Source organism: Rhizobium sp. CB3090, from assembly GCF_029714285.1.
In the GTDB taxonomy this organism is placed as follows: Bacteria; Pseudomonadota; Alphaproteobacteria; order Rhizobiales; family Rhizobiaceae; genus Rhizobium.
This window is the reverse complement of record NZ_CP121663.1, coordinates 958,976-982,480: the sequence shown is the minus strand read 5'-3', so window position 1 is coordinate 982,480 and position 23,505 is coordinate 958,976. Positions and strand designations below refer to the sequence as shown.

Here is a 23,505-nt window from a genome sequence, read left to right as displayed (position 1 = left end):
ATAGCCTGCCGCGGCCAGCTTGATTGCCACCACACTTGAAATGCCCTTCGGCTTCCGGCAAACAGCCGGAAGAACGAGGGCGAGGAAATGAGACACATCTATCTTGTCGGCATCGGGACGGGTAATCCCGAGCACCTGACTGTGCAGGCAATCAATACGCTGAACAAAGCGGACGTCATTTTCATTCCGAGCAAAGGTGTGGCCAAGGCGGAGCTTGCGGATGTACGGAGAGACATCTGCCAGCGATACGTTACGAACAAGGCTGTCCGCTTTGTCGATTATGCTGTGCCGGTACGCCAGACCGGGGATCGCAGCTACGTCCAAAGCGTCGACGATTGGCATGCCGCGATTTCGTCAACCTACGAACGGCTGTTCCAGGACCATATCTCGGAACAAGGAAGCGCCGCCTTCCTCGTCTGGGGCGATCCCAGTCTTTACGACAGCACCATCCGCATCATCGAGCGGGTCAAGGCACGAGACCGCGTTGCCCTCGATTATAGCGTCACACCGGGAATCACCAGCATTCAGGCTTTGACGGCGAGCCACCGCATCCCGCTCAATCTAGTCGGAAAACCGGTGCAGATCACCACCGGCCGCCGACTGGCCGAGAGCTTCCCGGGTATGGTCGAGACAGCCGTCGTCATGCTCGACGGCGAGCAGGCTTTCAGCAAGATCGATGATCCCGATGCCTATATCTATTGGGGCGCTTACCTCGGCACCGAGGATGAAATCACCATCGCCGGCAGGCTTGCCGATGTATCTGACCGTATCATGGCGACTCGGGCGGAGGCGCGGGCGAGGCATGGCTGGATCATGGATATCTATCTGCTGCGCAAAGGATCAGATTTCGACGATCAGGCATGAGCTACTCTGCCGCGGCCAAATTGTTTGCCCACCGATGAGGATTATGTAAAGGACATCTCCTTCGGGAAGGATGGTCTCATGACAGTGACCGAGAGGCAGATGATGGCAGGGCATGATATTCCCTCGGGCGAGAATATCGACGCTATTGCCTGCGTTACGGACGCACCATCGATGGCACGCGGCGCCTGCCCGTCGCTCAGCGCCCCAATGATCACCGGTGACGGACTGCTCGTACGGCTGCGTCCGACGACGCCGGGCTTGACGATCGGTCAATTCCGAGCGCTGGCCCAAGCGGCCGAGAGACATGGCAACGGACTGATCGAAATCACGGCACGCGGCAATCTTCAGCTGCGCGGCATGACGGCGGAAAACATGCCCGGCCTCGCAGCGGATATCACTCATGCCGGGATCATCCCTGAAACAGGCGTCACGATCGAAACCCTGCCGCTCAGCGGATTGGACCCGCTGGAGATCGCCGATGCCCGCAAGTTGGCTACTCTGCTTCGCCAGCAGATCGCCGCGCTCGATCCCCAGCCGGCGCTGGCACCCAAGCTGACCATCATCATTGACGCCGGCGGGAGGCTGAACCTTGATGCGATCTCCGCGGATATCCGGTTGAGAGCGGCAAGAACCGCTGATAATTCGACCGTATGGGTTCTTGCAATCGGCGGTACGGCACAGACGTCGAGGCCTCTCGCATCTTTATCTCCCGAACAATCCATACCGGCGATCATCGAGCTGCTGAAAACCCTCGCTCTTATCGGGCCGCACGCGCGCGGCCGTGATCTCGATGTGGGCAGCCTGCGAATGGCGTATCGTTCGCCGGATGTCAGCGTGCTCGGCATTGCCGGCCGGCATGTTTCGCCGATCGGCATTCATCCCCTGGGCAGCGATCATCTTGCGCTCGGCCTGAGCCCGTCTTTCGGGCAAATCCACGCGAAAGCCCTTCTCAGTTTCCTCGCCATCGCCGAAGATGCCGGAGCAAGCGAAATCCGCACCGCGCCGGAGCACGCCATTTTGGTGCTGGGTCTCGATGTCCAGGCGGCGGGGACCGTTCAGTTGGCTGCAGCCGATCGCGGTTTTCGAACGCGCGCCGATGATCCGTCAAATCATGTGGACGTCTGCGCCGGGGCAGGGGCTTGCGCTTCCGCCTTCTACGCAACGAAATCCGCAGCCGCTGATCTTCTCGATCTGGCCCCCGCGCTGCTCGACGGCTCGCTCACGGTCCACTTGTCCGGCTGTCGCAAAGGCTGTGCCCACCCGGGCAACAGTGCTGTCACTATCGTCGGTGCGCCAATGGGCTATGGGGTTGTCGTAAATGGGTCCGCATCGAGCGAGCCAGTGGCCTACATCGGAAAAGAAGAGCTAAAATCCGCCCTGGCAGAGATGAACAGGCTGGTGCGGAACAACAAAGTTGCTGGCGAATCGACGAAAGAGTGTCTTACACGGCTCGGCACCGACGCGATCGTGACAGCGCTACGACAGGGGTAGGAATGCCTGACTATGATTATATCCGCGAGGGGAACGCGATCTACGAGCGATCCTTCGCAATCATCCGCAGCGAGGCCGATCTGTCGCGCTTTTCGGATGCCGAGGCCGATGTAGCCGTACGCATGATCCATGCCTGCGGCCTCGTCGAAGCATCGGAGCATTTCGTCTTCTCTTCAGATTTCGTCACGGCTGCCCGCACGGCGCTCACCAACGGCGCGCCGATCTTCTGCGATGCAGAAATGGTCGCCCACGGTGTTACGCGCGCACGCCTGCCGGCGGGCAATGAGGTGATTTGCACGCTGCATGATTCCCGGACAGTGGAACTGGCGAAGACAATCGGCAACACCCGCTCGGCAGCGGCGATGCATCTCTGGAAAGATCGTCTGGCGGGTGCAGTCGTCGCTATCGGCAACGCGCCGACGGCACTGTTCCATTTCCTCGAAATGCTGCGCGACGGCGCGCCGAAGCCTGCCGCCATCATCGGCATGCCTGTCGGATTTGTTGGCGCCGCGGAATCAAAGGACGCGCTGGCGGAACATTCCTATGGCGTTCCCTACGCCATCGTTCGTGGCCGTCTTGGCGGCAGCGCCATCACCGCCGCCGCAATCAACGCATTGGCGAGGCCTGGCCTATGAGCGCGCATTCTACTGGCCGGCTGATCGGCGTCGGCACCGGCCCCGGTGATCCGGAACTGTTGACCATCAAGGCCGTCAAAGCCCTGGAGAAGGCCGAAGTTGTCGCCTATTTCGCCAAGCAGGGGAAAAACGGCAATGGTCGCGGTGTCGTTGGGGATGTGCTCAGAACCGACGTGACGTTGTTGCCGCTCTACTATCCCGTGACGACGGAAATCGACAAGAACGAGACCGGCTACAAGAGCCAGATTACCGATTTCTATGATGCTTCCGCCGCGATGGTCGCCGCCTATTTGAAGGATGGCAAGACCGTAGCCGTACTCAGCGAAGGCGATCCGCTGTTCTACGGTTCCTATATGCATCTGCATGTGCGGCTTGCTGATCGCTATCAGACGGAAGTCATTCCTGGCGTAACGGCAATGTCCGGCTGCTGGTCTTTGGCCGGCGTGCCGATCGTGCAGGGCGACGATGTTCTTTCCGTGCTCCCGGGCACTATGGCGGAAGCCGAACTTGCCCGTCGTCTCGGCGACACACAAGCGGCCGTCATCATGAAGGTCGGCCGCAACTTGCCGAAAATTCGCCGCGCCCTGGAAGCTGCAGGACGCCTTGACGAGGCGATCTATGTCGAGCGCGGAACGATGGCGAACGGCGGAATGACGCCACTCGCGGAGAGGGGGGACGCCGAAGCGCCCTATTTCTCTCTGATCCTTGTTCCCGGTTGGAAAGACAAGCCATGAGTGGTCGTCTCTATGTCATCGGCACCGGCCCCGGAAACCCGGCGCAGATGACCCCGGAAGCGCTGGCTGCCGTGGCCGACGCGACCGAATTTTTCGGCTATGGCCCCTATCTCGATCGCCTGTCGCTGCGGCCGGATCAGATCCGCCAAGCCTCCGACAACCGCGAGGAGCTGGATCGCGCCAAGGCGGCGCTGGAGCGTGCGGTCGCCGGCGCCAATGTCTGCGTCGTCTCCGGCGGCGATCCCGGCGTTTTTGCAATGGCGGCAGCGGTGTGCGAGGCGATCGACAATGGACCGAGCGAATGGCGAAATGTCGATCTCGTCGTTGCGCCGGGTATCACCGCCATGCTTGCCGTCGCGGCTCGCATCGGTGCGCCTCTGGGGCACGATTTCTGTGCCATCTCGCTGTCGGACAATCTGAAGCCTTGGGATATCATAGAAAACAGGCTGCGGTTGGTCGCGGAAGCGGGGCTTGTGATCGCCCTCTATAATCCCATCAGCAAGGCTCGCCCCTGGCAGCTCGGCAAGGCTTTCGAAATCCTGCGCGACGTTCTACCTGCCGAGGTCCCCGTCATTTTCGGCCGTGCTGCGGGCCGGCCGGATGAGCGCATGACAGTTGCAAGGCTCGCGGATGCGGAAGCATCGAGCGCCGATATGGCGACCTGCGTCATCATCGGTTCGGCTGAGACCCGCGTCATTGCCCGGGAAACAAAACCCGATCTGGTCTATACGCCACGCTTCATCAAGGACGCGGCAAGATGATCGATCCGATGGAGTGCATCCTCGACAGTCTCGACCGCCGGCATATCGACGGCGGGTGCGCGCTCGATCATGATCACTTCGATGCCAAGTTGCCGCGCCGCCTCGATCTTCGCGTAGGTCGCACTGCCGCCACTGTTCTTCGTCACGATCATGTCGATACGATATTGCCGCAGCATGGCCAGTTCGTCTTCCAGGCGGAACGGACCCTTCGCATGGATATAGGTAACGTTGGGCACCGTCAGCGGCGGCTCGACTGGGTCGACGCTGCGCACCCAATAGTGATGGATAGGCTCCGCATTGGCCTGATGCGCCTCCTGCCGGCCGATCGCCAGAAAAACGTGGCGAGGCGAGGCCCCGAGCGCCGCAATTGCCTTCGAAACACTTTGCACCGAGCGCCAACGATCGCCTTCGGCAGGCAGCCAAGCTCGCCGGCGAAGTGCAAAGGCGGGGATACCGCTCAAGGCAGCGGCTTCCGCGGCATTGGCGGAAATGCGGGCGGCGAAGGGATGGGTCGCGTCGATCAGCAGATCGATTGCCTCGTCTCTCAAATAGCGTGTAAGACCCTCTGGGCCGCCGAATCCACCGCTGCGAACGGGAACCGGCTGCGTGGCCGGATCGGCGGTTCTGCCCGCCAGCGACAGCACGACGTCGAGATCGGCGCGCGGCGCCAGTGCCTCTGCCAATTGACGGGAATCCGCCGTGCCGCCCAAGATCAGAATGCGGGTCTTGCCCATGTCTGAAATACCTTCCCCTCATCGCTGGCTCACTCTTATCGGCATCGGCGAAGACGGTCCAGCCGGGCTTGGCGACGATGCCAAACGGCTGATTGCTGCGGCGCCTGTCGTCTTCGGCGGGACGCGTCATATCGAACTGGTACACACTCTGGTCGAGGGCGAGGCGCATAGCTGGCTGAGCCCTTTCGAGAAATCCATCGAAGCCGTGCTGGCCCGGCGCGGAATGCCGACCGTCGTCCTCGCGTCCGGCGATCCCTTTTACTACGGGGTCGGCGCAACGCTCTCGCGGCATGTTCCTGCATCCGAAATGGCCGTCATTCCGGCTCCTTCTTCCTTCAGCCTTGCCGCATCGCGCCTCGGCTGGCCGCTGCAGGACGTAACCGTTCTTTCCCTGCATGGCCGGCCGCTGGACCTCATCCGCCCGCATCTTCATCCGGGCCGAAAAATTTTGGCCCTGACTTCGGATGACCAAGGTCCCGCCGATCTGGCGCGCCTGTTGCAGAAGACGGGGTTCGGTCAATCGACGCTGACCGTTCTCGAAGCCCTCGGCGGGCCATATGAACGTGTTTCGACGCAGCGGGCAGCCGAGTTCGCACTCTCCGGCATCAATGATCTGAATGTTTGCGGCATCGAAGTGGCGGCAAGTGAAGGTGCTCGCATCCTGCCGCTCAGCGCCGGGCTGGACGATAGCCTGTTCGAGCATGACGGCCAGATCACCAAACGCGAAATCCGCGCCTTGACGCTGTCGGCGCTGGCGCCGCGTCAGGGTGAATTGCTGTGGGATATCGGCGCCGGTTCCGGCTCCATCGGCATCGAATGGATGCTGGCTCATCCTTCGATGCGGGCCATCGCCATCGAATCCTCCAGCGAGCGTGTGGCCCGCATCCGCCGCAATGCCGCAAGTTTCGGTGTTCCAGGGCTCAGCGTCGTCGAAGGACAGGCGCCCCATGCTGTTGCCGGTCTGCCGGCACCGGACGCGATCTTCATTGGTGGCGGCGGCAGCGATGCGGGCGTCATGGAGGCGGCCATTGCCGGATTGAAGGCAGGCGGGCGGCTTGTTGCCAATGCGGTGACGACCGAAATGGAAGCTGTTTTGCTTGCAGAACACGCGCGGGGTGGCGGCTCGCTGATCCGTATCGATATTGTCCGCGCGGCACCCGTCGGCACGATGACCGGCTGGCGACCTGCGATGCCGGTGACACAATGGTCCTGGGTCAAACCATCAGAATGAAAAACGAGGTAGCGGAATGACGGTTCATTTCATCGGGGCAGGGCCGGGGGCTGCGGATTTGATCACCGTGCGCGGCAGAGACCTGATCGGCAAATGCCAGGTGTGCCTCTATGCAGGCTCGATCGTCTCGCCGGAACTCCTGCAATATTGCCCGCCCGGCGCCCGTATCATTGATACCGCGCCGATGTCGCTGGATGAGATCGAGGCCGAATATCTGAAAGCCGCCGCATCCGGCGAGGATGTCGCCCGCCTGCATTCCGGAGACCTCTCTGTCTGGAGCGCCGTTGCCGAGCAGATCCGCCGTCTGGAAAAACACGGAATTGCCTATACCTTGACCCCGGGTGTTCCGTCCTTTGCAGCAGCCGCATCCGCCCTCGGGCGTGAGCTGACCATACCAGCAGTCGCGCAAAGCCTTGTGCTCACCCGCGTCTCCGGCCGCGCCTCGCCGATGCCGAACAATGAAAGCCTGGAAAAGTTCGGCGCCACGGGCGCGACACTCGCCATTCACTTGGCGATCCATGCGCTCGGGCAAGCGGTCGAGGAGTTGACACCGCTTTACGGTGCGGATTGCCCGGTCGCGATCGTCGTAAAGGCCTCCTGGCCGGATGAGCGCATTCTCCAGGCTACGCTCGGCACGGTCGAGGCAAAGGTGGCGGCCGAGCCGATCGAGCGCACAGCACTGATCTTCGTCGGCCCGTCGCTTGCCGCCAGCGATTTCCGCGAAAGCTCGCTCTACGATCCCGCCTACCAGCGTCGCTTCCGGGGCAGAGAATAATGGGCGGCGCTATCATTCCATCAGAGCGCGGCTGGCATAGTCATCAGCAGTACTTGCACGATTGACCAACGAGACTTGGTGGTCTCGTTGGTCAATCATTTGTCAAACATGCGCAGTCAGGTATGCCATGCTTTCCTTCAGCGCCTCAATGGGCTCCTTCAGCGCATGCACCTCCGGCGCAAAGGGCTCAAAGGAGAAGGGGCCGGTATAGCCGGCTGACAGCAGCGCCCGCATCTGTCCGGCATTGTCGAGGCGGTCGTTGGCGTCGACCAGAACGCGATGCGGATCGCGCATATCGGAAACGGACACGGCGGCATCGCTGACACCGGAGATGTGGACCAAGCCCGTGAGATCAGGGAAAGTCGCTGCCTCGCCGGCGAGATGATGATGGAAGGTGTCGTGAACAAGGCGGAAGGTCGATTGCGCGCCGAGCTTTTCGATCGCAGCGGCGGCTTCGGTCTTCGAGCGCAACGAGCAGATCTCGAAGCCAAGCGGTTCCACGAGGCCAATGATCCCGGCGGCATCCAGCATCGGCTTCAGCGCCGTCAACGCCGTTACGAGGTTCTGCTTGCGCACCTCCGGCTCGCGGCCGCTACCGTCATTGACGGGAACGAGCACCAGCGCCTTTGCACCGCAATCCCGCGCGTAACCGATGAGTTCCGCCGCCTCCTTGGCGCGCGCTTCATTCCACTCGTTGAAACGCTGCAGTGCGTTGATCGAAATGATCGTCAGCCCATAACGCGCTGCGAGCTCCTTGACCGCTGCCGCCGGCGTGCCGTCCAGGATCGCATTGCCGGCCAAATCATTGCGGATTTCGACGCTGTCGATGCCGAGACTTTTAGCTGCGGCGAAGAATGATTCCAGGCTCAGGGCCGGGGTACACATGTGATTGAGCGCGAAACGAATGGAACTCATCGCGGGGCATTCCTCCTCTTAGCGGCCGGCCCAACGGGATGTTGATCGGCTGTGCACATTTGCGAATGACTAGCGAGAATTAGGCTGCCGATCCACAGGCAAGCGCCGGCCTCTTCCATCATCCATGATAGAAATATCGCCCACGGTGATGTGATTCCATCACCGCTAAAGCTCGTCGCGATCTTTCAGATTCGCTCCCACGCTCCTTGTTTGTGCATGTCGTTTTCACAAAACCGCTGCACACTTTTGCGCGACATGCATTAAATGTTCTCCGAGACGAAAATGTCGAAGGGCAGGAAGGATTGTCCCGGCATTGCCGCCTCGCCGCGTTCGATGGCATCGATCATCAAGCCGAACAGCTCCTTGCAGAGCGAAGGAAGAGGGGTGCCGATGACCATGGTGACGACATCGTCGGCGAGTGCGGCCTTCGATTCCGGTGTCAGTTCATTGACGACGACGGTCAGTTTGCCGGCAAGCCCTTCTTCGCGAATGGCGGAAATCGCGCCTTCCATGCCGCCGCCGCAGACATAAAAGCCAATGAGATCGGGATGTTTCTGTAAAAGGTTGAGCGTCGCCTCATGGGTGATTTCCGCAGTGTCCAGATTGATCAGCGTATCCAGCACCTCGAAATCGGGAGCATTCTCGCGAAAATAGGAGCGAAAGCCGATCTCGCGCAGTTCATGGCCATGAAAGCGATGGCTTCCGACGAAGCAGGCGACCTTGCCTCGACGATGGGCGGATCTCGCGATCGTCCAGGCAGCGGTGCGCCCGACCTTGCGGTTATCGACGCCGACATAGGTTTCGCGCACATTTGCCGCGAAATCGGACAGCAGCGAAAAGACCGGAATGCCTTTATCCTTCAGCTCCTCCACCGCCGTTGTCACCGCGGGATAATCGGGGGCGACTAGGGCGATCGCCTGGTTCCGCGCCGCCATGGCTTTCAGCTTTTCGACGATTGCCGTCGGTGTCGACGCGGTGACGAAATCGATCTGCGTATGGACGCGCGCGGTTGCGACTGTCTGTGAAGCCGCGCCGATCTCCTTGGCAAAAGACTGATAGAAGGGTTGGAATGGTTTCTGCAGCAGGAAGCCCAATCGGTATTGCGGCAGATCCTCAAAAACGCGCTGTCGCAGCAAGCCAACCGCATGGTAGCCGATCGATTGCGCTGCCTCGTAGACACGCCTGGCCGTCTCTTCGCGTACGCGATGCCGCCCGTTCAGTACGCGATCGATGGTTGCAACGCTGACGCCGGATGCTTTTGCGAGATCGGAAATGGTTGGTCGGCGCATGGTTGGTCCTGAGGTATTCCATCATGAATGAGATGGAGGATTGATGGAATATGATAGATTCCATCATTGCCGCATTGAGGCAAGCGAAAACTCGACCTATCCTGCTGACATCTGAGGCGGTGCGGCACTTGCGCATCGCGGGAGGCAGGAACAGCAATGACCGAGATCATCAAGCGCGATTACAGCCTGCTCGGCCCGAGCAGCCGGCAGGCGGTCGAAACCGGGCTGGCGGCGGCCGAGTGGTATCATACCGACATTGCCCGCAAGGAGATGAAGGCGCTGATGCAGCGCTCCGACAAGGCCGCCATCCGCGACACGATCGTCTGGCTCGGCAGCATGGCGGTCTTGGCCGGCCTCGGCATCGCTTTCTGGGGCTCCTGGCTATCCATCCCCTTCTTCCTGGCGTATGGCGTGCTTTACGGTTCGGCCTCCGACAGCCGCTGGCATGAATGCGGCCACGGCACGGCGTTCAAGACCCGCTGGATGAACGATGCGGTCTATCAGATCGCCTGCTTCATGATCATGCGCAATCCGGTGACCTGGCGCTGGAGCCATACCCGCCACCACACCGACACCGTCATCGTCGGCCGCGATCCGGAGATCGCCGTCATGCGGCCGCCGGATCTATTGCGGCTCGTCCTGAACTTCTTCGGCATCGTCGATGTCTTCCATGCGATGCTCGACATGATCCGCAATGCCTTCGGCATCGTCAGCGCCGCTGAGAAGACCTTCATTCCCGAACAGGAGCAGCCGAAGGCGATCCGCATCGCCCGCATCTGGCTGGCGATCTATGTCGCCACCATCGCCGCCGCTTTTTATATGGGTTCGCTCCTGCCGCTGGTGCTGATCGGCCTGCCACGGCTTTATGGCGCCTGGCATCATGTCTTGACCGGCCTGCTGCAGCATGGCGGCTTGGCCGACAATGTCACCGACCACCGGCTGAACAGCCGCACGGTGCTGATGAACCCGATCAGCCGCTTCATCTATTGGAACATGAACTACCATGTCGAACACCACATGTTCCCGATGGTGCCTTATCATGCGCTGCCGAAGCTGCATGCGATGATCAAACACGATCTGCCGAAGCCCAATCCCTCGATCTGGTCGGGCTACCGCGAAATGATCCCGGCCTTCCTGCGGCAGTTGCGCAATGAAGATTATTTCCTGAAGCGGGAATTGCCGCCGACGGCGCGGCCCTATCGCGAGGAATTCCACAATACGCTGGCCGAAGCAGCGCAATAACGACAGGCAAGAACAGCAAACGATAACAACAGCCAGGAACGGCACATACAACGGCATATACAGGGAGGCAGGAATGAGCGGCAACTGGATCAGGGTCTGTGCGGCGGATGCGATCGACGAGGAGGACGTCCTGCGCTTCGACCATGGCGGCAGAACCTTCGCCGTCTATCGCAGCCCGGAAGACGACTATTTTGCCACCGACGGTCTTTGCACGCACGAGCAGGTCCATCTCGCCGACGGGCTGGTGATGGACAATATCATCGAATGTCCGAAGCACAACGGCCGCTTCGACTATCGCACCGGCGAAGCCAAGGGCGCCCCGGTCTGCGTCAATCTCAAAACCTATCCAGTCAAGGTCGAAGACGGCACCGTCTTCATTGCGGTCTGAGGGGAAAGCCATGCTGCATTTCGTCATTATCGGGGCAGGAGAGTGCGGCGCCCGCGCCGCCTTTGCGCTCAGGGAGAAGGGCTTTGACGGCGACATCACGCTGATCGGAGCCGAGCCGGTTGCGCCTTATGAACGTCCGCCGCTTTCAAAAGAAGGCCTTATCCTAGCGCATGAGCCGAAGTTCGTGGCCGTCTTGGAACGTTATGCCGACCAGCGCATCGACCTTCGGCTCGCCACGCATGCAACCGACATTGATCCGATCGGCAAGGTCGCCACACTCTCGGACGGGCAGACGCTCAGCTATGACAAACTGTTGCTGGCGACCGGTGCATCTGCGCGCAGCTTTCCCGGCATCGCGGGGGGAGAGCGCATTCGCATGCTCCGAACCCATGCCGATGCCCTCGCTCTGCGGCCAGCGCTTCTCCCCGGCCGGCACATCGCTGTCATCGGTGGCGGCTTTATCGGTCTCGAGTTGGCGGCGACGGCGCGCAAGCTCGGTGCCGATGTCACCGTGATCGAGGGGCTGCCGCGCGTCCTGAAGCGGGGTGTGCCGGAGGCGGTTGCCGAGGTGATAGCGCAACGCCATCGGGACGAAGGTGTCGACATCCGCTGCGGCGAGACCATTGCGTCAATCGAAGACGGCGCAGCCAATGCGATTGTCCGCCTGGCGGGTGGTGAGGAACTCTCCGCCGATCTCGTGCTCATCGGCATTGGGGCGCAGCCGAACGTCGCGCTTGCCGAGAAAGCGGGCCTTGCGATCGAGAACGGCATCGCCGTCAACGAGCGGCTAGAAACTTCTGCAGCCGATATCTACGCCGCCGGCGATTGCTGCTCCTTTCCGCTGGCACTTTATGGCGGGCGACGGGTTCGCCTGGAATCCTGGCGCAACGCGCAGGAGCAGGGGACGTTGGCCGCGGCCAACTTGCTTAGCGAAGGCAACAGCATCTCGGCCGTGCCGTGGTTCTGGTCCGATCAATATGATCTGACGCTGCAGATTGCCGGCCTTGCCGATGGCGCGACGACGATGCTGAGGCGTGACCTTGGCGAGGACGCATTCATTCTTTTCCATCTCGATGAGGCTGGCCGGTTGCTTGCAGCCAGCGGCATCGGTCGCGGCAATGCCGTTGCCCGCGATATCCGTCTCGCCGAAATGCTGATCGCAGCGCGTGCTCATCCCGATCCGGAAGCGCTGACGGCGAGCCATGTCAAACTCAAATCGCTTCTCGCTGCGTGATAGGCCCATACCTACGGAGTTTTCAATGAAGAAACATAATCGTGCAACGGTCGCCGATCTCCTGGCGCTCAAAGGACAGCGGCAGCTCACCATGTTGCGCGTCACCTCGCTGGAGGAAGCCGAAGCAGCGGAAAAGGCCGGTATCGACATGCTGTCAGTGCCGCCGGCGCTGCTGGGTCCGGCATTCCGCGAAGCTGCCCCGAGCCCCTTTGCCATTCCTGGGCTCGAATATGGCGATTACGTCTCGGCGGAAGAGTACATGCGCGAGGCATTTAAGGCATTGAAGGCCGGCGGCGATGCCGTTTATTGCGCCGCCGGGCTGCAAACGATCCGGCGGATGCGGGACGAAGGCATTCCGGTCTGCGGCCATCTCGGCCTTATTCCATCCAAGGCGACCTGGACGGGTGGCTTTCGCGCTGTCGGCAAGACCGCTGCAAGCGCCTTCGAGATCTGGCGCCAGACCAAGGCGCTGGAAGAGGCCGGCGCCTTTGCCGCCGAGATCGAGGTGGTGCCTGGCGATGTCGCCGCCGCGATCAGCAGGGCAACGTCGATGCTGATGATTTCCATGGGCGCTGGAAGCGGATGCGATGCTCAGTACCTATTTGCCGACGACGTGCTTGGCAGCAATCGCGGGCACCGGCCGCGTCATGCCAAGGTGTACCGCGATTTTGCCGCCGAATATGATCGGCTGCAGAATGAACGCACCGCCGCATTCAAGGAATTTGCCGAGGACGTTCGCTCGGGCGCCTATCCGGCAAAGGGGCATCTCGTCGCAATCGACGAAGGGGAACTGCAGACGTTTCTCCGGCTGCTTGCCGAAGGTGATGGCCGATAGCCGGCAAACCGCGGCGTTTCATGATTTTCAATCGGACCACATAAGATGAAACAATATGTTCTACGGGTATCCTGCAAATCGACGCGTGGGATCGTTGCGGCGATAGCGAATTATCTGGCCGATCAAGGCTGCACGCTGCTCGACTCCAGCCAGTTCGACGATCTCGATACCGGCAAGTTCTTCATGCGCGTCTCCTTCATCTCCGAGGAAGGCGTCAACCAGCAGAAGCTGGTCGAAGGCTTCAAGCCGGTCGCCGAGAAATTCGAGATGGATGCCGAGATCTATGATGCCCAGAAGCGCATGAAGGTGCTGTTGATGGTGTCGCGCTTCGGCCATTGCCTCAACGACCTGCTCTATCGCTGGAAGATCGGCGCACTGCCGATCGACATCGTCGGCGTCGTCTCCAACCATTTCGATTACCAGAAGGTGGTGGTCAACCACGACATCCCCTTCCACCACATCAAGGTGACGAAGGACAACAAGCCGCAGGCCGAAGCCCAGTTGATGGAGCTGGTCGAGCAGACCGGCACGGAGCTGATCGTGCTTGCCCGCTACATGCAGGTGCTGTCGGATGCGCTGTGCAAGAAGATGTCGGGCAAGATCATCAACATCCACCATTCCTTCCTGCCGAGCTTCAAGGGCGCCAATCCCTACAAGCAGGCCTATGAGCGCGGCGTCAAGCTGATCGGCGCGACGGCGCATTACGTCACCGGCGATCTCGACGAAGGTCCGATCATCGAGCAGGACACGGCCCGCATCACGCATGCGCAGTCGGCGGAAGACTATGTGTCGATCGGCCGCGATGTCGAAAGCCAGGTGCTGGCGCGGGCCATCCATGCCCATATCCATTACCGCACCTTCCTCAACGGCAACCGCACCATCGTCTTCCCGGCAAGCCCGGGAAGCTATGCCTCGGAGAGGATGGGGTAGGCGATGGTTGAGATCATCGATGGCAAGCAGGTGGCTGCTTCGGTAATTGATGCGGTGAAGACGGCGACCGCAGTATTGGAAAAGAACACGGGTGTGAAGACCGGCCTTGCGGTTGTCATCGTCGGTGATGATCCGGCGAGCCACACCTATGTCGGCGCCAAGGGCCGCATGGCCAAGGAATGCGGCTTTACCTCCATCCAGCACACGCTGCCGGCCGAGACGACTCAAGGTGAGCTCGCAAAGCTGGTTCAGTCCCTCAACGAGGATGCGTCCATCCACGGCATCCTGGTGCAACTGCCTTTGCCGAAGCATCTGAATGCCGAAGCGATCATCCAGTCGATCCGGCCGGACAAGGATGTCGATGGCCTGCATGTCGTCAATGCCGGCAAGCTGGCGACCGGCGATTTCGCCACCGGGCTGATCTCCTGCACGCCGGCCGGCGCCATGCTTTTGGTGCGCCGCATCCATGGCAAGGACCTGTCGGGATTGAATGCCGTCGTCATCGGCCGTTCCAACCTGTTCGGCAAGCCGATGGCGCAACTGCTGCTTGCTGCCAATGCGACGGTAACGACGGCGCATTCGCGGACGAAGGACTTGGCCACGGTGGCCCGCGGCGCCGATATTCTGGTGGCGGCCGTCGGCCGGCCGGAAATGGTGAAGGCGGATTGGGTGAAACCGGGTGCGACGGTGATCGATGTCGGCATCAACCGCATCGCCGCACCGGAACGCGGCGAGGGCAGGAGCCGCCTGGTCGGCGATGTCGCCTTTGCCGAAGCATCGGAAGTTGCCGCCGCCATCACCCCGGTTCCGGGCGGCGTCGGACCGATGACCATTGCCATGCTGATGGCCAATACCGCCATTGCCGCCCATCGTGCCGCCGGCCAGACGCCGCCGAAATTCTGAAGCCGTCGGCGCATAATTCCGAAACCGATCAAGCGGCTTTCAAACAGGTTGTGCCAATCAAACCATCTTACTCGGCCGGCGCCACGCCGGTCGAGGCACGCACGATCAGTTCGGCTTTCCAAAGCTCCTGCTCGGGAAATGTCTCGAGCTGCTTGATTTCGCCGATCAGCCGCGCGGCGATTGTCTTTCACAATGATGAAGGCTGGATGCTATAGCTCCTTGTTTTTGCATGTCATTCTCACAAAAACCGGCGCAAACTTTTGCGCGACATGCATTAGACGCCGAATCGCGCGTCTGGATCGTTTTATGACGATTTGAAATTCGTAAGCGCTGACACCAAATTCTGTTGAGTAAAATGCGCAACCCGCCGCATTTCGCGGAGTGCTCTGACGGCGATGAAGCTGACAGTTGCATATTGGCCACAGCGGGCGAAGCTTGTGAGAAGGGTACCTTCACATAATTGACAAACATACGGTTGGTTTGTAAATAAAGCTCAGGACATGAACATGTCTTGCGGTCGAAGCATCGGCCGTATCGGTAGGGCGTTTCAGGGCCGTGTCGCGGGGCTGATTGGGCGGAACGAGAGGGAGCTCAAGTCAGTATCAAGCAGGGCAATCGCAGATCTGTTCGATCGCGTTGATGCGAGGTCATTCTGCATGGGGTTGGTGGATAAACCTCCATGCGTGCGGAATCTTTGAAATGCATATTACAACCAGGAGTTTAAGATGAATTTGAAAAGCCTTCTGATCAGTTCTGCTGCATCGCTTGCCGCAGTTTCCGGCGCGCATTCCGCGGATGCTATCGTCGCCGCCGAACCGGAGCCTCTTCAGTATGTTCGCATTTGCGACGCCTATGGCACGGGATATTTCTTTATTCCGGGTACCGAAACTTGCTTGAAGATCGGCGGCCAGGTTCGTACCGAAGGCGAATGGTATGATGCCTATAGCCCGACGAACAAGACCGGTACTTTGTGGCACACCCGCGCCGAGCTCAATCTCGACACCGCAACGGATACCGAATACGGCCCCCTGAAGACCAATATGGTTCTGCGTTGGGACTGGAGCGAAGGCAATTCGACGAGCACCAAGCTGCTGTTTGCCAATATCAGCCTCGGCGGCTTCACGGTCGGCAAGCTCGATTCGCAGTATAACCTCTACGCAGGTTATGCCGGCGACGTCATCAACGACGACGTGGTCTATGACGGCCCATACGAACTCAACCAGATCACCTACAACTACGATGCCGGCAACGGCTTCACGGCTGTGATCTCGCTCGAAGATTCCAACTCCAGTGGCTCGGACGCATCTTACGGCGCAAGCTGGTGGAGCGATGACAAGGCAGATCACTACGCTCCTGACGTCGTCGCCGGTGCTGGCTTCAAGTCCGGCATCTGGGGTGTCAAGGTCGTCGGTGGCTATGACTCGATTGTCGAAGAAGGTGCTATCAAGGCCCGCGTCGACGCCGACTTCGGTGCCTTCTCGGCCTTCTTGATGGGCGGCTGGAACACGGACGGCGACAAGCTGAACAAGTATGCCGGTACGAACCTGGATCGTTCCGCTTGCCCGGCAGGCCGTCCTGATCTTTGCGGCTGGGGCGATTGGGCCGTTTGGGGCGGCGTTGGCGTTCCGATCAACGACAAGCTCAAGTGGAACCTGCAGCTCGCCTATACCGACTCCAAGATCTTCGCCGCTACGACGAACGTCAAGTGGAACCCGGTCAAGAACCTGCTGATCGAACCTGAAATCTCCTACACCGATTGGGATTCGGTCGATCAAGACCAGTGGGCCGGTATCCTGCGCTTCCAGCGTAGTTTCTAATTTAAAGTTATCCGGCTCGTGCCGGATAGGAGAAGCCTGGGGTTTCCAATCCCTCGGGCTTCTCACACTGATCGGTTGACCTCCGATCAAATAGGGAAAGGGTTCGGTTTTCCCTACCGAACCCTTTCTAACTATGCATTCATGTAGCCTCGACTATGCTCATCGCATTCTCAATGCGTCGGAAACCAGGCGGCGAGGATCATTTTGATCAGAGCTTGGCCGCAGGGAACCAATTGAAAATCGCCTCTATCGAGAGCCCATTCTCCGACCAACCCTCCAATGATCGCGGTCAAAGCGTTCGCCGCAGTATCTGCCGTCCAGGGGGGAGGCAACGGCTTAACGGCATCCATGGAATGAAAAATTCTTACGAAATGCTCCCGCATGTCATGCCTGAAAGAATCCGCACTGCTTCCGACCTCCTCACAAAATGCCATGTCGAGATACATGATGACTTTCAGTAACCCGCGTTTACGCGGCTCGTGCTGAAGCTCTGCGAACGTCGCCGAAATCGTCTCCGCCAGCAGTTCCAGTGGATTGGGCGCGTGTCCTTCTGCAATTCGCTCCGCAAGTTCCTTAAACGGCTGCTGCGCCTTGTCGCGGATCGCAAACAACAGGCCTTGCTTGTTCTTGAAGTGCCAATGGACTGCTCCGCGCGTAACCCCGGCTGTCGTTGCTATTTCGTCCAGCGTGACATTTTCATAGCCGTTGTCGAGAAACAACGCTTCCGCCGCGCGCAATATCTCGCGTCTGGTTTCAGCGGCTTCCTCCTTTGTACGTCTCATTTATTTGTTCCCCTCCGATTTCCGAGCTGCGCCCCTTCAGCCCTCCCACATAGTCATAACGTCGATTATCGTGCTTACAACACTATTGCCTGCGTGAAGCTTTTCCTTGGTTATTCTACGGCTGTTATTGCGCACGGTCACTGGCGGCCGCGAGAGCGGCTTTTTCTTGATCAAAACGGCCCGCTTGCTGAGGAGCAAGCTTGCAACTGCCACGTCGCGAGCCCTTCTGCAACAGGCGGACTACCCGGCGGATTTCTGCGTGCCGGTATAAGTCCGCCCAATGTCGGTAAAGCCGCTCGACGATTCGAAATCGAACATTTTTTGGGTGACCAGCGCGGCTGCGCCGCGGGCCCAGGAATTGTCTTCCCAATCCGGAAGTAGGGGAGGTGCTGTTCTGAAAGTCCTTGCGGCCAGGGCATCTCGTAGGGGTCCGAGAAAATGGTCGCCGAGCGAGACAGCTTCGCCGCCAGCAACGATGACTTCCGGATCGGTGATGTTGACGAGATTGGCGAGCGCTGTTCCTATGCTTTTACCGGAGTGTTGGACAAGCGCGACTGCCGCCGGGTCGCCTGCAGCCAACGCACCGCGGAGTTCGGCAGGGCCTTTATCCTCGCCATACCCGGTTGCCTCGCGCCACCGTCTCAAGATCGACACTTCGGAATGATATGCCATGAGACAGCCACGCTTGCCGCATTCGCATACGCGACCATTTTCTTCATAAAGCGTATGACCGAACTTGCCGGCCGCACCATTTGCGCCGCGGTAGAGCTTTCCCTCGATGACGAGCGCGCAGCTTATGCCGACACCCACCGCGAGGACGGCCATATTGTGATGTTGTCTTCCCAATCCAAAAAGCTGCTGAGCAATGGCATAGGCGTTGGAGTCGTCTTCCAGCCAGGCCGGGACGTTTGCGCGCGTTGCCACTAGCGAGGCGAGGGGAACATTGTCCCACTTGAAGCGATGACTGCGGACACACGCGGTCTGCTCATCATTGATGACGCCGGGCATGGAGATACCGATACCCGCAAGCTTGGCATGCGGGCGTCCGGCGAGCTTGACCATTTCGGGAACGGTGTTGGCCAAGAGGTCGGCGACATAGTCGGGCTCGCGACCGGCAAGGGGTATCCGCATGGCCGCCACGGGATTTGTCGCAAGGTCCGTTGCAACGCATTCGACCGAATCCGTCATCAGCTTGAACCCGACAGCGAGCCCATGCTCATAGTTGATCTGCACCGGGATCGGGCGTCTGCCGGTGAGGCCGGTCACGGCCTGGCCTTCCACAACGATGCCTTCCTCACACAGATCGCTGACAACGAAGGTCACGGCTGCGGGGCTTAGCCCTGTAATTGTTGCAATATCGGCGCGACTTCTCGGCCCCTCTCTGCGCAAAAGATTAAGGATCAGGCGTCGATTTAGCGCCCTTGCCGTGCTCTGGTCGCCCTTCAGCTTCACTTTTAGTTCCTTAATTTTGTAAATTAATTATTGCAGGCTCTATCGATCTATGCATAACTCCACCCGCCGATCAACTCCGGATGCGGTTTCCGTCCTGAGAATAAGCGACAAATCGGCGCGTTGAATGCCTGACATGCATCTCGAGGGGAGGGCTTGCCGGGCCGTGTTGATCGATCAACTGGGAGGAGGAACTCCATGGTGCATTTTAAGCAAATCTTTCCGGCCACTCGCCGTAACTTCCTGAAAGGCGCAGGTGCCGCATCGGCGGCAGCTCTGGCAGGCGGCCTATCCGCGCCAGCAATTGCTCAGGCGCAGAAAGTCACGGTGATCTCGGCGGAAAACAATGCCGAGGCGCTTGCGGCGCTGAAGACGATCGCCGAGAACTTCGGGAAGGAAGCGGGGGTCAGCGTCGTCATCAACAACATGGATCACGAGGCCCACAAGACGGCCATTCGCAACTACCTTGTCGCCGGCGCGCCCGACATTTGCACGTGGTTTTCGGGCAATCGCATGCGTGCTTTCGTAAAGCGCGGCCTCTTCGACGATATTTCCGATCTGTTCGAAAAGGAAAAATACAAGGATGTGCTCGGTGCGACGGCGGGAACGGTCACCGTCGACGGCAAGCAATATGGCCTGCCGACGGGCGGCACCCTTTGGGGGATGTTCTATCGTAAGGATGTATTCGATCAGCATGGCCTGACGGTGCCGACGACGGCAGAGGAATTTGTGGCTTACGGTGACAAGTGCAAAGCCGCCGGTCTCACTCCGATCGCCATGGGCACCAAGGAGCTTTGGCCGGCTGCCGGTTGGTTCGATCAGATGAACCTGCGTATCAATGGCCTCGACAAGCACATGGCGCTGATGAACGGCGAGATGAGCTATCTTGATCCATCCTTAAAGCCGGTTTTCGATCAATGGGAAGGGATGATCAAGAAGGAGTTCTTCACCGCCAACCATACGTCGTTCGGCTGGCAGGAGGCCGCAGCACTGCTTGCCCAGAAAAAGGCCGGCATGATGAATCTGGGCGCCTTCCTGAAGTCCGCCTTCACCGCCGAGGACCTGCCGCAACTGTCTTATGCCACCTTCCCGGTTCTGGACCCGAAGGTCGGTCACTTCGAAGAGTTCTCGGTCAATTCGATCCACATTCCTGCCAACGCGAAGAACAAGCAGGGCGCTCGCGAATTCCTCGCCTACTTCTACAAGCCGGAAAATCTCGCGTCCTATTTGGAGCCAGGCGGAAACGTGCCGCCGCGCAACGATCTTCCGCCGAGCAAGGATCCGCTCGTCAACGTGGCGGTCGAGACGTTGAAGAAGCTGCAGGGAGCTTCACAATATTACGATCGCGACAGCGACCCCGATATGGCCCAGGCCGGTCTCGTCGGCTTCCAGGAATTCATGGCGAAGCCAGATCGGCGCGACGCCATTCTTCAGCGCCTCGAGGGCACCCGCAAGCGCATCTACAAACTCTAGTTCTCCTCCCGGTGGCTAGGGAGCGGAAGCGCGCTTCCGCTCCCTCATAACTCCAATGAGGCTCTGGATATGTTGATGATTTGGCGCCGCCAACGTTGGTGGCTCACCCCTACTTTGCTTATTGCACCGGCGATCATACTCTTTTTCACGGTCATCCTGCTGTCAGCCGTGCGGAGCGTCTGGATCAGTTTTCACGAGTGGGACGGCTTCGGACCGATGAACTGGATCGGTTTTGGAAATTACATCGAGCTTTTCAACGACCCGCAATTTTACATTTCGCTGAAGAACAATCTGATCTGGCTGATCATGTTCATGGCCTCACCGCCGCTCGGGTTAGCCATAGCATTGCTGGTCAATCAGAAGATAAGGGGCATGCGCTTCCTGAAGTCCCTGTTCTTCATCCCGCTGGTCCTGGCTTCGGTCACGGTGGGGGTCGTGTTCACATGGGTCTACACGCCGGAGTTCGGACTGCTCGCCCTGATCTTCAAGGCATTCGGCGCAACCGCACCGGCCGTTCTTTCTGACGAGCATTTCGTGACATTTGCGATCGTCATCGCAGCGCTTTGGCCGCAGGTCACTTTCTGCATGGTTCTCTATCTCGCCGGGCTGAACAATCTGAGCGAGGAACTTATAGGTGCCGGCCGCGTGGACGGGGCGAGGGGATGGAACATGTTGTGGCACATCGTCCTGCCGCAACTGACGCAAGTAACCTTCATCGCCATAGCGGTGACGGTCGTCGGTGCGCTTCGATCCTTTGACATGATCTCGGTCATGACGGCCGGCGGCCCGTTCGGCTCGTCTTCGGTGCTTGCCTATCAGATGTACGAGCAGTCGATCTTCTCTTACCGCTTCGGCTACGGAGCGGCGATCGCATCCGTTCTTTTCGTGATCATGGCCGTCTTCATCACCTGGTACCTGTCACGCATCATTCGCACAGAAGAGAGAGGTGGCTGATGTATCCTCGTCCTATTCCGGAAACGGCCATCTGGCAGCGACGGTTTTATGTCCTGGCGGTGCTACTTGTTCTCCTGCTCTGGCTCTGCCCTCTGTTTGCGATCATCCTGACGTCGTTCCGTTCAACGACCGATGTCATGAGCGGCAATCTGTGGGGATGGCCGACCGAAATCGGCGTGGTCGACAACTACACGGCGGTCTTCACCCAGACCCCGATGGCCCAGTATTTCCTGAACAGCCTGACGATCACTATTCCCTCGGTAATCGGCGTCCTTGTCCTGAGCACGCTCGCGGGCTTCGTTCTCTCCCGCTACCGCTTTCCGGGCAATATGCTGATCTTTGCCCTCTTCGTTGGCGGCAATTTCCTGCCGCATCAGATCATGATGATCCCTGTGCGCGATCTTATGGTACGGCTCAATCTGATCGATACGACCGCGGCGCTGATCATCTTCCATGTTGCTTTCCAGACGGGATTTGCAACGCTCTTCATGCGGAACTTCATCGCTGCCTTGCCCGATGAACTCTTTCAGGCCGCGCGCGCCGAAGGCGCAACGCCTTTCCAGACACTGATCCACGTTGCCGTGCCGCTGGTCCGGCCAGCTCTCGCTGCGTTGGCCATTCTGATCTTCACCTTCATCTGGAACGATTATTTCTGGGCGGTGGTGCTGACGGTCAGCGACTCGGTGAAGCCTGTGACTGCCGGTCTTGCCAATCTGCGCGGAGAATGGGTTTCGGCATGGAACCTCATCTCGGCAGGCACGATCGTCGTCGCCGTACCGCCCGTCATCATGTTCTTCCTCATGCAACGGCATTTCATCGCCGGTCTCACTATGGGGGCGGTCAAAGGATGAGCGAAACGGGCATTTCCTTTCCCAAAACTCAAGAGTCCAACAGCAGAGAGCCAGGAAGCATGACCAGTCTCGAACTGCGACAGATCAACAAGAATTACGGCGGATACCATGCTTTGCGCGGGATCGACCTTACCGTCGAGCAGGGTGAGTTCATCGTCATGGTCGGGCCTTCCGGCTGCGGCAAGTCGACCTTGCTCAAGACGATCGCCGGCCTGGAAGGGATTTCGTCCGGCCAGATCCTGATCAATGGCCGCGACGTCAGCAAGGAAGAGCCGGGGGATCGCGGCATCGCCATGGTCTTCCAGTCCTATGCGCTTTACCCGCATATGACGGTGGCGGAGAACATGGGGTTTGGCCTGCGTATGGCCAAACGACCCAAGGCCGAAATCGATGCCGCCGTTGCACGCGCCGCCAAGATCCTGCGCATCACCGATCAGCTTGAAAAGCGGCCGAAGCAACTCTCCGGCGGTCAACGGCAGCGCGTTGCCATCGGCCGTGCCATTACCCGCTCTCCGGATGTGTTCCTCTTCGATGAACCGCTTTCGAATCTCGATGCGGCGCTCCGAACGCAGATGCGCGTCGAGCTCAGCAGCCTGCACGCGGAACTCGGTGCAACCATGGTCTACGTGACCCACGATCAGGTGGAAGCCATGACCATGGCGAGCCGCATCGTGGTGTTGAACCAAGGCGTGATCGAACAGGTGGGCTCGCCCCTGGAGCTCTATAGAAATCCCGAAAATCTCTTCGTTGCGGGCTTCCTTGGAGCCCCGAGAATGAACTTCCTTGCCGTAACCGTGGACGAGGTCTCGGGCCGGGACGTTCGGGTCTCTGCTCCCGGCATCGTGCCGTTGACGGTCGAATTGTCCGATGGCGTGACGCTGCAAAAGGGCGCCGATCTGACGCTGGGTGTCCGGCCGGAAAACATATCGATCGTCACCGATGTAGCCCACGGCGGCGCGATCGAAGGGCAGGTGCAACTGGTTGAGCACCTCGGCCGTGAAACCATCCTCTACGTCGACGCTGGCAGCCTGCGTACCATCGCCTCGGAAAGCGGCACCGGAAATATCACGGTGCAGCTCAGCTATGTCGCTCCGTTCACATCCGGCCAATCCGTGGCTTTGAAGCTCGACGCCAGGGAGCTTTATCTCTTCTCACCCAATGGCGGACGCACGATCAGCGCCCGCAAGACGATCATCGACAAATGAATTCGGGAAATAA

Annotated in this window: 23 protein-coding genes and 1 pseudogene; 18 read left to right on the top strand and 6 right to left on the bottom strand. The window is 59.6% G+C overall.

Going from position 1 to position 23,505, the window contains the following annotated elements; genetic code table 11:
• Positions 1-87 precede the first annotated feature (87 nt).
• The 5 genes from cobF to QA646_RS23230 all read left to right on the top strand — a co-directional run bounded on the left by cobF (position 88) and on the right by QA646_RS23230 (position 4,485).
• A complete protein-coding gene (gene cobF, locus QA646_RS23250) occupies positions 88-864 on the top strand; it encodes a precorrin-6A synthase (deacetylating) (RefSeq protein ID WP_283059100.1) in 777 nt (258 codons plus the stop codon).
• A gap of 78 nt (positions 865-942) precedes the next feature.
• The gene (gene cobG / locus QA646_RS23245) at positions 943-2,355 is read left to right on the top strand and encodes a precorrin-3B synthase (protein ID WP_283059099.1); all 1,413 of its coding nucleotides are present in this window, start codon (positions 943-945) and stop codon (positions 2,353-2,355) included.
• 2 nt (positions 2,356-2,357) lie between these two features.
• Positions 2,358-2,990, top strand: coding sequence for a precorrin-8X methylmutase (locus QA646_RS23240; protein ID WP_283059098.1), 633 nt, complete (start codon positions 2,358-2,360; stop codon positions 2,988-2,990).
• A complete protein-coding gene (locus tag QA646_RS23235) occupies positions 2,987-3,724 on the top strand; it encodes a precorrin-2 C(20)-methyltransferase (protein WP_283059097.1) in 738 nt (245 codons plus the stop codon). Before QA646_RS23240 ends, QA646_RS23235 begins: the two co-directional genes overlap by 4 nt.
• Positions 3,721-4,485 carry a precorrin-3B C(17)-methyltransferase gene (locus QA646_RS23230; RefSeq protein WP_283059096.1) on the top strand — a complete coding sequence of 255 codons (765 nt, stop codon included), beginning with the start codon at positions 3,721-3,723 and terminating at the stop codon, positions 4,483-4,485. Before QA646_RS23235 ends, QA646_RS23230 begins: the two co-directional genes overlap by 4 nt.
• Here the strand turns inward: QA646_RS23230 and QA646_RS23225 are convergent.
• Positions 4,449-5,219 (bottom strand): cobalt-precorrin-6A reductase, encoded by a 771-nt coding sequence (locus QA646_RS23225; RefSeq protein ID WP_283059095.1) that lies wholly within the window; start codon positions 5,217-5,219, stop codon positions 4,449-4,451. The genes QA646_RS23230 and QA646_RS23225 overlap by 37 nt on opposite strands.
• Here QA646_RS23225 and cbiE point away from each other — a divergent pair.
• Positions 5,218-6,450: a precorrin-6y C5,15-methyltransferase (decarboxylating) subunit CbiE gene (gene cbiE / locus QA646_RS23220; RefSeq protein WP_283059094.1), complete on the top strand. Its 1,233-nt coding sequence runs from the start codon at positions 5,218-5,220 to the stop codon at positions 6,448-6,450. The two genes, QA646_RS23225 and cbiE, sit on opposite strands and share 2 nt — an antisense overlap.
• 16 nt (positions 6,451-6,466) lie before the next feature.
• Positions 6,467-7,225: a precorrin-4 C(11)-methyltransferase gene (cobM, locus tag QA646_RS23215; protein WP_283059093.1), complete on the top strand. Its 759-nt coding sequence runs from the start codon at positions 6,467-6,469 to the stop codon at positions 7,223-7,225.
• Positions 7,226-7,327: 102 nt separating this feature from the next.
• Here cobM and QA646_RS23210 read toward each other — a convergent pair whose 3' ends face one another.
• Both QA646_RS23210 and QA646_RS23205 read right to left on the bottom strand, forming a co-directional pair.
• Positions 7,328-8,140, bottom strand: coding sequence for a TIM barrel protein (locus tag QA646_RS23210; RefSeq protein WP_283059092.1), 813 nt, complete (start codon positions 8,138-8,140; stop codon positions 7,328-7,330).
• Positions 8,141-8,400: 260 nt separating this feature from the next.
• Entirely contained in the window at positions 8,401-9,429 is a 1,029-nt protein-coding gene (locus QA646_RS23205; RefSeq protein ID WP_283059091.1) for a LacI family DNA-binding transcriptional regulator, read from the bottom strand.
• Between the two features lie 156 nt (positions 9,430-9,585).
• On the opposite strand from QA646_RS23205, the gene QA646_RS23200 reads away from it, so the two are divergent.
• The 6 genes from QA646_RS23200 (at position 9,586) to folD (ending at position 14,961) form a co-directional block, all read left to right on the top strand.
• Positions 9,586-10,671 (top strand): fatty acid desaturase family protein, encoded by a 1,086-nt coding sequence (locus QA646_RS23200; RefSeq protein WP_283059090.1) that lies wholly within the window; start codon positions 9,586-9,588, stop codon positions 10,669-10,671.
• Positions 10,672-10,744: 73 nt separating this feature from the next.
• Positions 10,745-11,059: a MocE family 2Fe-2S type ferredoxin gene (locus tag QA646_RS23195; protein ID WP_283059089.1), complete on the top strand. Its 315-nt coding sequence runs from the start codon at positions 10,745-10,747 to the stop codon at positions 11,057-11,059.
• A 10-nt stretch (positions 11,060-11,069) separates the two neighbouring features.
• Positions 11,070-12,293: an FAD-dependent oxidoreductase gene (locus QA646_RS23190; protein WP_283059088.1), complete on the top strand. Its 1,224-nt coding sequence runs from the start codon at positions 11,070-11,072 to the stop codon at positions 12,291-12,293.
• Between the two features lie 25 nt (positions 12,294-12,318).
• Positions 12,319-13,128 carry a 3-methyl-2-oxobutanoate hydroxymethyltransferase gene (locus tag QA646_RS23185; protein ID WP_283059087.1) on the top strand — a complete coding sequence of 270 codons (810 nt, stop codon included), beginning with the start codon at positions 12,319-12,321 and terminating at the stop codon, positions 13,126-13,128.
• A 45-nt stretch (positions 13,129-13,173) separates the two neighbouring features.
• Positions 13,174-14,058 (top strand): formyltetrahydrofolate deformylase, encoded by an 885-nt coding sequence (purU, locus tag QA646_RS23180; RefSeq protein WP_283059086.1) that lies wholly within the window; start codon positions 13,174-13,176, stop codon positions 14,056-14,058.
• 3 nt (positions 14,059-14,061) lie between these two features.
• Positions 14,062-14,961 (top strand): bifunctional methylenetetrahydrofolate dehydrogenase/methenyltetrahydrofolate cyclohydrolase FolD, encoded by a 900-nt coding sequence (gene folD, locus QA646_RS23175; RefSeq protein WP_283059085.1) that lies wholly within the window; start codon positions 14,062-14,064, stop codon positions 14,959-14,961.
• 67 nt (positions 14,962-15,028) lie between these two features.
• Here the strand turns inward: folD and QA646_RS23170 are convergent.
• A pseudogene (locus QA646_RS23170) lies at positions 15,029-15,142 on the bottom strand (transcriptional regulator); the annotation flags it as partial.
• A gap of 544 nt (positions 15,143-15,686) precedes the next feature.
• Here QA646_RS23170 and QA646_RS23165 point away from each other — a divergent pair.
• A complete protein-coding gene (locus tag QA646_RS23165) occupies positions 15,687-16,778 on the top strand; it encodes a porin (RefSeq protein WP_283059084.1) in 1,092 nt (363 codons plus the stop codon).
• A gap of 170 nt (positions 16,779-16,948) precedes the next feature.
• Here QA646_RS23165 and QA646_RS23160 read toward each other — a convergent pair whose 3' ends face one another.
• Both QA646_RS23160 and QA646_RS23155 read right to left on the bottom strand, forming a co-directional pair.
• The gene (locus QA646_RS23160) at positions 16,949-17,560 is read right to left on the bottom strand and encodes a TetR family transcriptional regulator (protein ID WP_283059083.1); all 612 of its coding nucleotides are present in this window, start codon (positions 17,558-17,560) and stop codon (positions 16,949-16,951) included.
• Between the two features lie 240 nt (positions 17,561-17,800).
• Positions 17,801-19,012 (bottom strand): ROK family protein, encoded by a 1,212-nt coding sequence (locus QA646_RS23155; RefSeq protein ID WP_283059082.1) that lies wholly within the window; start codon positions 19,010-19,012, stop codon positions 17,801-17,803.
• Positions 19,013-19,207: 195 nt separating this feature from the next.
• Here QA646_RS23155 and QA646_RS23150 point away from each other — a divergent pair, with 195 nt between their 5' ends.
• From QA646_RS23150 to ugpC, 4 genes are all read left to right on the top strand, one after another.
• Complete coding sequence (locus tag QA646_RS23150; protein WP_283059081.1) at positions 19,208-20,482, top strand: ABC transporter substrate-binding protein; 1,275 nt, start codon at positions 19,208-19,210, stop codon at positions 20,480-20,482.
• Positions 20,483-20,551: 69 nt separating this feature from the next.
• A complete protein-coding gene (locus tag QA646_RS23145; protein ID WP_283059080.1) occupies positions 20,552-21,436 on the top strand; it encodes a sugar ABC transporter permease in 885 nt (294 codons plus the stop codon).
• On the top strand, positions 21,436-22,287 hold the full coding sequence (locus tag QA646_RS23140) for a carbohydrate ABC transporter permease (protein WP_283059079.1): 852 nt from the start codon (positions 21,436-21,438) through the stop codon (positions 22,285-22,287). The genes QA646_RS23145 and QA646_RS23140 overlap by 1 nt, the downstream gene beginning before the upstream one ends.
• Positions 22,288-22,346: 59 nt before the next feature.
• A complete protein-coding gene (gene ugpC / locus QA646_RS23135) occupies positions 22,347-23,492 on the top strand; it encodes a sn-glycerol-3-phosphate ABC transporter ATP-binding protein UgpC (RefSeq protein WP_283059078.1) in 1,146 nt (381 codons plus the stop codon).
• Positions 23,493-23,505 lie beyond the last annotated feature (13 nt).